The following is an 11,873-nucleotide window of genomic DNA, read 5'->3' on the forward strand; positions in this document are numbered from 1 at the left end:
GTGTATTAATTATATTTTATTAAAGGATTTTATCGTTATAGCTAATCCTTCTTTTGTTGCTACTGGAAACTCTTTTTTTAGAGCTTTTTTAATTTTTGAATTACTTACAACGTAATTTTCAGTTAATTTATTCAGTCTTTCTGAATTTAATGGCAGTGACAGATAGTCTCCCATTCTTGCAATTGCTTTTATTCCAAAAGGAGAAACCTTCCAAATGACACTTTTTTTACTTAAGTTCGCTCCAATTGTTTTAATCAATTCATTTGTTGATAACGAATCATCATCTGCAACATGATAAATACCATTAGGAATTTCTTTAGTTTCTAACAATTCATTTATTACAAAACAAATATTTTCTACACTTAAAAAAGAGCGACGATTGTCAAAAGCCCCTAAAGGCCAAGGCAAGTTTTTTGAAACAAAATTATACAGTAAATTTAAGTTTCCTTTATTTCCCGGGCCATGAATCATACAAGGTCTTAGAATATATAATCTTTTGCCCAAGGGCAATTCTTTGCTTAAAAGATATTCTTCTGCCTGCCTTTTTGAAATACCATAATGTGTTTGGGGATTTGGTACAATATCTTCAGTCAATACTCCATCAATATTATCTGCTACAGCTTTTACAGAACTTAAATAAACAAAAACAGCTGCTTCAGACTTTAAAAAGGAATCAAAAACTTGTTTCGTTAATTCGAAATTGGCTTCATAATAGTCACTAGGTCTTGAAACATTCTTGATGTCATGAGCTTTTCCTGCCAAATGCACAATTGCGTTTTCTTTAAAATCAAAATATTGATCTGGGTGATATCGAAAACTTACAGTTTTTATAGTATTTCGTTTTTTTTCCAAATAAACTCTTAGATAACTTCCTACAAAACCTGTAGCACCTGTCATTAAAATCTCCATCTATGCAATTTCTTTTATCCAATAATTCAAATCTTTTTCTACAAATACGCAGTATAGCCAACCTTCTATAGAAGCTTTGTAATACAATTCTTGATTTACATCTTCATATACCGTTTCAAAGAAACCTTTATCTAAAATAATATTATCTCTATTAATTATATAAACATTATTAGGACTATAAAAACTGTACTTTTCAATTTCTTTATTAGTTGTAATTAATTTTTTACCAGCCCCTAATGCTTCAAATGTTCTCATAGTTAATCCCTTTTGTCCAGGATGATTAATATCTAGAATGACATTTGTTTTTCTGTATAATTCCAAAATTTCATTTTTTGTCAAACTTTTAAAACTTAGCTTTTTAAAATCAAATTTTTTAAAAGTCTGATCATATTTCTTTTTATAAAAATAAACGAGTCTACTATGCATAAAATAATAAGAAAAACATTTAAATCCTTGATTTTCACTCCACTGAATTATTTTTGTACTTATTTCATATCTATCGGAGTGTGCAGTTCCTAAAAAAAGCAAATCATATTCCCATTCATTCTTTTCTTCTTTAATAGATTTGTAAGAGTCTAAGTAAAAAAGAGGCCTAAAATTAATATTATATTTTACAGCATCATCAGAATCAAAAGTGAATTTTTTGTCAAAATACTTCAATATTGTTGTTGGGTGTGTATGGTTTGTAAAAGAATCCCATGTATAAAACACCATTTCACATTTTGGCTGAAGTTTTTTAAATTCTTCAAGAAAAAAACCTGGAACAACCTCTCCTCTATTTACAAATAATATGTCATATTTTTTATGAGCGACTTGATGAAGTATATTTTTATAATACTTATCAATCCTATGTTGGTAGACGCTTCTTTTTAACCTTATTATTCCTTTTGCAAAAATATTATTGGATGGTCTTTCATCATAGTAATCTACAAACGCCCCATATTCTTTAAGCTTTCCAATAATCTCTTTCTCTAAATTAAATGTTTGTACAGAGAAGAAAATTATATTCTTATTATGCAGATATTCTCTAAGTTTCATTTTAGCAATCCCTTCATTTTCATTTCCTCAAGAGATTTAGTTAGTTTATCTTCTTGAATTTCTTGTTCTAGTACCCACGAACTAAATTTTTTTATACCATCAGCGAAAAGGACTTTAGGTTCGAATCCAAGCAATGACGAAATCTTTGTCAAATCAGCGTAATTATGTCTAATATCTCCCAATCTAAACTTACCTGTAATTGTTACTGCAACGTCAATTTTGTATGCAGAAATTAAAGAATTTGCAACTGTCAATACATCCGTTGCTACTCCTGTTCCAACATTAAAAATATTACCATTTGCTTCCTCTTTTTCAATACCTCTAACTGTAGCATCAACCACATCATCAATAAAAACAAAATCTCTTGTTTCTTTACCATCTTCAAAAATTTGAATCCCATTATTGTTTCTAATTTGGGTAGAAAATATTGAAAGAATTCCCGTATAAGGATTTGATAAAGATTGCCCTGGACCATAAACGTTTTGATATCTGAATGACACAGGAGAAATCCCCAAAGTTGGACACACTGTCATAACCATTTGTTCTTGATTTTGCTTCGTTATGCCATAAACAGATGATGGATGTATCTTTGATTCTTCATCAGTTGGTAATAATTTTAGAATCTCAGAATCTTTATATCTTACTTCAAAATCACCTTCTAGCATATTTTTCTCATTTCTATGCGAAGGATACACAATGCCCAATTTAGGATGTTCATACTTCCCTTCTCCGTAAATAGATCTTGAAGAGGCAATTATAACTTTTTCGACTGAATATTTATTATTTGCTAACAAATCAAGCATTATTGCAGTTCCTTTGATATTCACCTCTGTATACTTTTCAATACAATACATTGATTGCCCAGTTCCTGTTTCGGCTGCAAAATGCACTATTATATTTTGGTTTTCTAAAGCTTTTTTCCAATCTTCTCTTGAAGTAACAGTTCCTTCAATAAAAGTAACTTTATCTTTTATACTTCTATATAAAGTTGATGTAATCTCGGGATTGTCTCCATGTATTTGTTTTGAAAGATTATCTAATACTGTAATCTTATAACCTTTTTCAATTAGTTTAAGCGCCAAGTTACTACCTATAAATCCTGCTCCCCCTGTTATTAATATATTTTTCATAATTGTATTTTTAATTTAAAAATGTTCCTTCAGAATTCGTTTTCTCCCATAGTCCACTTTGTGTATTATATCTTTTTATAATTTTAGCAGGTACACCTGCTATTATCGAATAATCTGGAAATATTCCTTTCACAACTGAATTTGCTCCCACAACACAATGATTTCCTAATATTGTGCCTGCTTGTATCGCTGCTCCAATACCAATAAAACAGTTATCGCCTATTTTTGTCTCCTTGATTATCATTCCCTGCTTTAAAATATTCACTCCTATTGTTGTATAATCATGATCAATATTAGTAATGAATACATTTGCTAATATGGTAGAAGATTTACCTATAGTAAGATTCGATCCAGATGTTATATGAACATTTTGAGCTATACCAACATCTTCACTAATTGTTATACTTGCATCCTTACCATGTACTTCCATACGGATATTTGGAAATAACCGAACATTTTTTTCAATAAAAATGTTTTTTATACCATGTAAATAAACAGGCTTTCCAATATATGAAGGCATCAAAAATTTACCAAAAAAAGGCTTATAAAATAAAGCTCTAATTATCCAAAAAAATTTAAAATACATATTTATAGCGTTCTCTTGACTTTAATTTTTCTCCGAAGATATTTAATTTTCGAGAATAGTCTAATCAATTGAAATTCTAAAAAATTTATTTCTCCTAGGCTATACATCTCTCTAATATTTTTATGGACTCCTTCCTCCATTGCTTCTAAATTGGCCGAAAGACCTGAAAATCCAACGGCTGGTTTTCCTCCTCCTGTAAAAACAAGACTTTTATTCAAAATAATCATTTTATTATTTAATGAAATACGCATCCAATAATTTGCATCTTCTGAATATTTTTGATTTTCATCAAAATTCCCAGTATTAGTTAAGATTTTTCTTTTAAATAAAACTGTAGAAGTTTGTCCTACAACTTTAATCAAAAGTTTTTTTAGCTTAATTTCTGCATACTCATCATTAATTACTTTGTAAGGGAAACCTATTTTTTCATCATTTCTACATGTTGCAACAAAATCGAAATCTCTATTTTTTAAATATGGAATTTGGATATCTAATTTATTTTTAAACCATTCATCATCGCTATCAAGTAATGCTATTAAATCTCCCTTTGCTGCATTTAACCCAATATTCCTTGCTGATGAAACACCTCCATTTTTTTTATTAATAATTTTAATAATTTTTTTTGAGTTATTCTCGCTAATTAATTTATCAACGATTTTTTCAGAATTATCTATTGATCCATCATTAACGATTAGAATTTCTAATTGCCCGTCGTAAGTTTGATCTAATACTGACTTAACACATTTTTCGATCGTACTTTCAGAATTGTACATCGGAATTATTACGGAAACATCCATCAATTAAATATTTTTATTCTCTCCAGACTACTCTCTTGATGTAGTCGGTATAACTTAAAATAATTCTAACAATTTTATCGGATACATTTGGCATTGAATAGTCAGCTACTGGTCTAAAATTTCTTTCATTTCCTCTTTTTTGAGTTTGAAGCTGAATTAGTCCTTGCAAGATTCGTTGAGGATTTAAACCAACCATCATTACAGAAGCTTCTTCCATAGCCTCAGGTCGTTCATGCGCATCACGTATATTAAGTGCTGGAAAATTTAATATTGATGATTCTTCAGAGATTGTTCCACTGTCAGATAAAACAGCAAACGACCTCATTTGTAACGCATTGTAATCATTAAATCCCAATGGTTTTAAAAACTTAACATTTTTATGAGTGGTTATACCTTTTTTATCAATCATGTTACGTGTACGAGGATGCGTACTAACAATTACAGGAAAATTATATTTTTCAGCAATTAAATTTAAGCTCTCTATAAGTCCGTTAAAATTCTTTTCGCTATTAATGTTTTCTTCACGGTGAGAAGATACCACAAAAAATTTCCCCTCTTCAAGTTCAAGTCTTTCCAACACATCTGAACTTTTTATATCATTGATATAATGATTTAAAACTTCAAACATTGGTGATCCCGTTTTTATAATTCTATCAGCAGATAAACCTTCACGCAATAAATATTCGCGGGCAATATCACTATAAGTAAGATTAATATCTGAAATATGATCTACAATTTTTCGATTTGTCTCCTCTGGAACTCTTTGATCAAAGCAACGATTTCCTGCCTCCATATGAAAAATAGGAATATGTCTTTTTTTTGCAGGAATGGCACACAAACAGCTATTAGTATCACCTAAAACTAAAAAGGCATCAGGTTGCTCAAGTTCCAGTAATGGATCAATTTTAATCAAAATCTGCCCTACCGTTTCTGCAGCAGAAACTCCCGCAGCATTTAAGAAGTGATCTGGCTTTCTTATACCCAGATCTTCAAAAAAAATTTGGTTTAATTCATAATCATAATTTTGACCAGTATGTACAATAATATGATCAATAGCATCTGATTTATCCAATGCCGCCATTACACGTGAAAGTCTTATAATCTCAGGACGGGTTCCAACAACCGTCATAACTTTTAATTTCTTCATAATAAATTCTTTCTTCTGATATGTCCTAAGAGATTCATAAACATTAATTAATATATTTTATAATTGATTTTTTTTAATAACTTTTTTTATTTTTAGTAGCTTTAAAAAGGAATCAAATTTAATTCAATCTTCCATTACAAAATCTATCTTTTTATTAGACCTCTAATAAATAAGTATCAGGATCATTTGGATCAAAAAATTCATTGATCCAAAAATTAGTATATAGTATATCACTGCCTATATTTTTAATATTGTGAGTATACCATATAGGCATATCTACATAAGCAGGATTATCCCCATCAAGATAAAATTCTAAAATTTCGTCACTATCAATTCGTCGTAATTGAATTAATGCTTTTCCTTTTATTACAGCAAATCTCTCTATTTTTCTTGTATGAAAATGGTTTCCACGAGTTATTCCAGGTACTGTTGTCGAAAAAGAAACTTGTCCTCCTACTCCTAGTCTTATAATTTCAACAAAACTTCCTCTTTCATCAGCATGTTGGGTAAATTTTACTGGAAAATACTCTTTAAAATCAATATAACAACGATAAGTATTGAATAAATTTAACTCAAACTTATTGTCTAAAACAGGTATCTGTCCTTTATCTTGATATTGCTCTTTATATGAATTTAGTAATGACAATAATTTAGAGACAGTACACTCAGAAGTGTGTTTTACTTGTATCAGATGGTTTCCTTCATTTTTCTTAATTTCTTCCAAAATAACTTCTACAAGTTCTCCTACATATATTAATTTAATTGTATTATCAACCTCAATTTTAGGTATTTCATTTCTAGCTATTTTATGACTAAAGGTAGCGACAACAGAATTATAATTCGGATGGCCAAATGGTCCAAAAACATTAGGAATTATCATACCTGTAAATTTTCCTTTTGATCTTTTTGCCCAATTTACAAATAGTTCTCGGCTATCTTTTTTTGATTTACCATACAAATTTTCATTTTCTTCCTGAGTTGAAGAAGAGAAAATAACATGAGCTCTACTATCTGTAAATTCCAGTGACTTGATTATTTTTTTTGCTAAATCAATATTTGTATTATAAATCGTTTGAGGATCGTTGTGTCTATTCATACCTGCAAGATGGACAATAACATCACATTCTGACACAAACTCATTTAATTTAGATTCGTCATCAAAATAATGTCTTTTAAAATCTATTAGAACAAATTCTTTTGGATGAAGTCCAATTGTATTAAATAAATGTTTACCAACAAATCCCGCTTGTCCGGTTATTCCAACTTTTAGCATATTATATTTAAAACTTTAAAATTTAATAATAGATTATCCTAAAATCTATTACTCCAAAACTACACAATACTTATTTTAATGTTAATCGATGCAATTTTTTCAAAGAATTATCCCGGCATCTGAGGAACATCTTCTCCAAAAACTTCTTTTCTTATTAATGGTAAAGTCGATAACAATTTTTTCATCCCCTCAACATTTTGTTGATATGTATTGTGAGAGTGATAATCCTCTATTAAAGAAATGTCTTCTTCACCTTCTGAAAAATACTGTGCATAATTTAAATCTCGATTATCAGCTGGAATTCTATAAAATTCTCCCATATCTTCTGCTTTAAGCATCTCTTCACGAGTACATAATGTTTCGTAAAGTTTTTCTCCATGACGTGTCCCTATTACTTTAATTTCATTATCGGCATTACAAAGTTCTTTCAATGCTTGGGCCAAATCACCAATAGTTCCTGCTGGAGCCTTATTAACAAAGAGATCACCCGGGTTTCCATGTTCAAAAGCGAATAAAACTAATTCAACTGCTTCATCAAGTGACATTAAAAAACGAGTCATTTTAGGGTCAGTAATAGTAATTGCTTTTCCTTCCTGAATTTGACTTAAAAACAGCGGTATTACAGATCCACGAGAAGCCATCACATTTCCATATCTAGTAAGACAAACTGTAGTATTCTGTAAATTTCTTGAAGCAGCTACGGCAACTTTCTCCATAAGTGCTTTAGAAATACCCATTGCATTAATAGGATATGCTGCTTTATCTGTACTCAAACAAATTACTTTATGTACTTTATTTTCTTCCGCAGCATCAATAACATTCTGCGTCCCAATTACATTAGTTTTAGTTGCTTCAAGGGGAAAGAATTCACACGAAGGCACCTGCTTTAATGCTGCAGCATGAAAAACATAATCAACACCACGCATAGCACGTTCAATGCTTTTATAATCCCTTACATCACCAATGTAAAACTTAAGTTTATTATTCTTTAATCGATTACGCATATCATCTTGTTTTTTTTCATCTCGAGAAAAAATACGGATTTCTTTAAAATGATCTGTCTCAAGAAATCTACTTAATACTGCATTCCCAAAAGAGCCAGTGCCCCCTGTTATTAATAATATTTTATTTTTAAACATATTAAAATTTTATTTTGAATTCTGTAACTATTATCCTTATAAAATCACCTGGATAAAAAGTTTAAATATTTATCTGCTACCGTTTCTAATAAGTAATTTTTTAAAATTTCTCTTAATTTACTTCTATCAACTATTTCTTTTCCATTAAAAAAGGTAATCAATTTTTCTAGAGTTATATCATTATTTATTTCACCTGGATAGATACTCAGACTTAAAGGATATTGCTTTAATAATTCTGCAGATGTATCATTCTCTATGGTACAAATATTTAGAATCTTCTTACTTGAATACATATATTCTATAAGTTTACTAGGTTCTTGATACTCATTACTATTTCCTATATTTAAAAGAATATCGGCATTTTTTATAACTTTATTTACTTCTTCTCTAGTTATGAAATTATTAAGATGTATATAATTACTTAGTAATTCCGGATATTTAGCAAATTCATCTTTTGTATCTGTAAAATCGCCATAAAAATCAATTTCTATTTTAATATCAGGATATTTTTTTAGCAAATTATCAAGTAAAACAAGTAAGTTTTTAGGAGATCTTGTGGCCTGAGACAAAGTACCCAAAAACAGTAAACGAATTTTTTCATTTTCAATAGTTTTACTGTAATCAAATTCTACAGGAATAAAAATGTTATTATTAACACCTATCTTATGTTCTAAAGCAGGAAAAAGAGAAACATATTTTTTTTTTATTTTTTCTGTGAGTACAGAATTAAAATCTGCACGTTTAAATATTTTGTTTTCGTATGATACATTTAACCTGTTATACAAGAAAAGGTTATTAACTCTCGCATTAAAGCAAAAAGGGTCAATTGTATCCGCTAGCCAATATAGGTTTGGAAATTTCTTTTTAAGTTTATCTCCTATCCTATGAGCAGAAAAAGTCCATGAAGCTGTAATAAGTTTATCTATATTATGTTCTTCTATAATTTTAGACGCCACCGGTACAGCAGAGAAGGTCCATAAAAAAGAATGATCTGGCCAATAAATATTCGACCATGTAGCATTATAAATTTTACGAATGAGTCCCTTGAGAAAAAATTTAACCCCTTTATTATCAATTTTAGATTCTACTATAGGATTATTGATACTTTCTCTATATTGATATTTCAAATTACCAATAAAATATTCTGTTGTTCTATATATTTTTACTCCATCTATTTCTTCATATGCTAAATACTGATTTTTATCGGCAGTAACAACATAAACTTCGGCACCTTTATTAACCCAACTTTTGGCTATATTAAACCAGCGATAAGTATTAGGTTTTCCTTCTGGATAAAAATCATACGATAATATTAAGATCTTCATGGCAATATTGGTGACTATGAGGCAATGTTATTTATTACTATTATTTCTTTATTTTTTAATCCCCACATTAACATTGCTGCAGACATTAAAGAATATCGCATATCTTCATTACTATAAAACATTATTAAGACTAAAAAAATTAAAACTCTTATTACAAGCGAATTAGATGTTTTTTTTGCAAAACTGAATAACATATAAACAAATAAAAATCCTGTAAAAATACCATACACTGCTAAAATTGTGGTTATGGTGTTGGTATTATTTCCAATATCTAATGATACACCAATTAAGGCTAAAGTAGCCTTCGAAAATGTTAAAGGATATATCTTTATACCTACTCCAAAAAGAAAGTTCTCTAAAAATATATTAAAATTGGCTAAAACAGAAACACCTCTGGCTAAAGAACTACCTTCACCAATAGAATCCTTCCCAATTTTATCAAAGATCATATTGTAGAATTCTGCTGAAGATAAAATAAACAAAACGGCAAGCATAATTAATCCTAAAATTATTGCTTTATTTTTTAATACCACCTTTTTAGTGCTTTTAATAAACAAGTACGCAAATAAGATTGTTCCTAATATTATAAAGGCTGCTGTCGAAAATGTAGAAACAATGGCAAGAATGAATACTAATAAATAACGTCTATTTATTTCTTCCTTAAAAAAAAGTTCTAAAATTACTGCAAAATTCAAATAAATCATAAAAACGCCAGGCTCTCTAAAAATACTCATATTTCTGATATATGTATTCTCGAATGAAACCATACAAATACCTAAATTATAAACATTTGCACCAGCTGAATTTGTTTGCATGGGAAATATTTGAAAAATAGAGCTAGATATATTTGAAATTATAAAAATTAATAACGAAACAAAACTTAAAGTGTAAACTATTTTTAAATAAACATAAATAAATTGTTTACTTGAATAAAAATTGACCACTAGCAAAGCTAAGAAAAACAACCATATTTGATATACATAGCCCCCAGATATATCAAAATTATAAAAAGAGGTCAATATTATAAAAAATACAATCAAATAGAAAACTAAACTACTTTTTGTTAAAGTAGTAAGGAATTTCAAATTGGTAACAGACAACAGATAAACCGTTAAAAGTAAATAAATTATATATTTAGCTAGTAAATACACATAATTTTCATTAGTTCCAAAATTAAATGTATCATCAGATATATATATTATTATAAAAAGAACAATATAATGTGAGAATTTTAAGTTACTTATACTTTTATCTTTTAATCCTTTTATCATTATTTGGTAATACTACTTTGCAGAATTATGACATAAATAAACTATAAATCATATCAGTACAAATGAAATTTATCTTTTAAAATTTATTAATGATTACTTGCACTGATAGATTTTTTTGCATTAATTTTTGAAATGTTTTTTTTGCATTACAACACATTTCACTATACTCAAAATCACTCATGATTGACATATAATTTATTGCGTCTGCCAATTTTTTTGGATGTTTATTATTAAAAAAAATACCATTTGTGTGATTAACAATCTCATTCATTCCCTCAATGTTTGAAACTATAACTGGTTTACTTTTAAAAAAAGCTTCCAGAATTGGCAATGCCGCATGTGGCTTAGAAAATGGAGAAATAACTCCTCTACAATTATTGTAGTAGCTAAAAACATCATCAACCATACCTACGTTTATAATTCTCTGAGATCTTATTAGTTCATTTTCTAAAGAATTTACTTTCCAGTAAAAAGGATCGAAAATAGCAAAAAGTTTATCCAATCTACTTTCTAAATAATTATGATTCCCTCCTAGAAAAAAAATCTTTATATTTTCATTTAGATATGGCAAAGATTTAACAAATTGCTCAAATCCTTTAATTCTTTGACTACCGCCTAAATACAAAAAATATATAAACTGAGGCTGAAGTAAAATCTCTTTATCGTCGGCTCTATTTTTGGATACAATAGGGTCATATATTACAGTTGTTTTTTCCAATAGTCCAATCCTTTTGCTATTGTCCTTAGAAATTGCAATAATCCAGTCGCAATATTTAGAAACATTTCTTTTAATTATATTCTTTCTAAACCCAAAAAGACCTTTAGCTAATGGTTCGCGTATATGAATTATAACTTTTTTATTCAGATTCTTCGCTGCTCTAGACCAGTCTGAAATAAAGGTTGAATTTAAATATACAATATCATATTCAAAATTTAGCCTTTCTAACTCTCTCTGAGCAAAATAATATTTATTTAAAAAGAATGTAACTAAATTTTTAACCATTCTTATAGAACTAGCAACGTTAAAGTATGATGCCTCACTATGTAAAAACAAACTATAATATTTCTTATAATTTATCGAATATGGAAGAAAAACGTCAACTCCTGTGTTTTTTATATAAGTAACTGCTTCGCTGTCAAAAACACAAAAAACCTTGACATTATTTTTTAATTTAAGTTCATCAATTAAACCTAATAATGCTATTAACCCTCCCCCTACACCTATTCCATGATGAATTATAAGAATATTTTTCAAGTT

Annotated in this window: 11 protein-coding genes; all 11 read right to left on the reverse strand. The window is 28.6% G+C overall.

The window, feature by feature from the left end:
* Positions 1 to 9: 9 nt before the first annotated feature.
* The 11 genes from P2W75_RS21720 to P2W75_RS21770 all read right to left on the reverse strand — a co-directional run bounded on the left by P2W75_RS21720 (position 10) and on the right by P2W75_RS21770 (position 11,870).
* Positions 10 to 909 (reverse strand): NAD-dependent epimerase/dehydratase family protein, encoded by a 900-nt coding sequence (locus P2W75_RS21720; RefSeq protein WP_276382065.1) that lies wholly within the window; start codon positions 907 to 909, stop codon positions 10 to 12.
* Positions 910 to 1,947: a hypothetical protein gene (locus tag P2W75_RS21725; protein WP_276382066.1), complete on the reverse strand. Its 1,038-nt coding sequence runs from the start codon at positions 1,945 to 1,947 to the stop codon at positions 910 to 912.
* Positions 1,944 to 3,077: an SDR family NAD(P)-dependent oxidoreductase gene (locus tag P2W75_RS21730; protein WP_207294695.1), complete on the reverse strand. Its 1,134-nt coding sequence runs from the start codon at positions 3,075 to 3,077 to the stop codon at positions 1,944 to 1,946. The genes P2W75_RS21725 and P2W75_RS21730 overlap by 4 nt, the downstream gene beginning before the upstream one ends.
* 10 nt (positions 3,078 to 3,087) lie before the next feature.
* On the reverse strand, positions 3,088 to 3,663 hold the full coding sequence (locus P2W75_RS21735; RefSeq protein ID WP_276382067.1) for a DapH/DapD/GlmU-related protein: 576 nt from the start codon (positions 3,661 to 3,663) through the stop codon (positions 3,088 to 3,090).
* 2 nt (positions 3,664 to 3,665) lie between these two features.
* The gene (locus tag P2W75_RS21740; RefSeq protein WP_276382068.1) at positions 3,666 to 4,460 is read right to left on the reverse strand and encodes a glycosyltransferase family 2 protein; all 795 of its coding nucleotides are present in this window, start codon (positions 4,458 to 4,460) and stop codon (positions 3,666 to 3,668) included.
* Between the two features lie 13 nt (positions 4,461 to 4,473).
* Positions 4,474 to 5,607: a non-hydrolyzing UDP-N-acetylglucosamine 2-epimerase gene (wecB, locus tag P2W75_RS21745; RefSeq protein ID WP_276382069.1), complete on the reverse strand. Its 1,134-nt coding sequence runs from the start codon at positions 5,605 to 5,607 to the stop codon at positions 4,474 to 4,476.
* A gap of 154 nt (positions 5,608 to 5,761) precedes the next feature.
* Positions 5,762 to 6,880: an NAD-dependent epimerase/dehydratase family protein gene (locus P2W75_RS21750; protein WP_276382070.1), complete on the reverse strand. Its 1,119-nt coding sequence runs from the start codon at positions 6,878 to 6,880 to the stop codon at positions 5,762 to 5,764.
* A 107-nt stretch (positions 6,881 to 6,987) separates the two neighbouring features.
* Positions 6,988 to 8,019, reverse strand: a complete 1,032-nt coding sequence (locus P2W75_RS21755) for a polysaccharide biosynthesis protein (protein WP_207294690.1) — start codon at positions 8,017 to 8,019, stop codon at positions 6,988 to 6,990.
* Positions 8,020 to 8,063: 44 nt separating this feature from the next.
* Positions 8,064 to 9,344, reverse strand: coding sequence for a hypothetical protein (locus tag P2W75_RS21760; protein WP_207294689.1), 1,281 nt, complete (start codon positions 9,342 to 9,344; stop codon positions 8,064 to 8,066).
* Between the two features lie 14 nt (positions 9,345 to 9,358).
* Positions 9,359 to 10,615, reverse strand: a complete 1,257-nt coding sequence (locus P2W75_RS21765) for a hypothetical protein (protein ID WP_276382071.1) — start codon at positions 10,613 to 10,615, stop codon at positions 9,359 to 9,361.
* A gap of 76 nt (positions 10,616 to 10,691) precedes the next feature.
* Positions 10,692 to 11,870: a glycosyltransferase family 4 protein gene (locus P2W75_RS21770; RefSeq protein WP_207294687.1), complete on the reverse strand. Its 1,179-nt coding sequence runs from the start codon at positions 11,868 to 11,870 to the stop codon at positions 10,692 to 10,694.
* Between the last annotated feature and the right edge of the window lie 3 nt (positions 11,871 to 11,873).

This window comes from Flavobacterium sp. H4147 (genome assembly GCF_029360735.1).
Classification (GTDB): Bacteria; Bacteroidota; Bacteroidia; order Flavobacteriales; family Flavobacteriaceae; genus Flavobacterium; species Flavobacterium endoglycinae.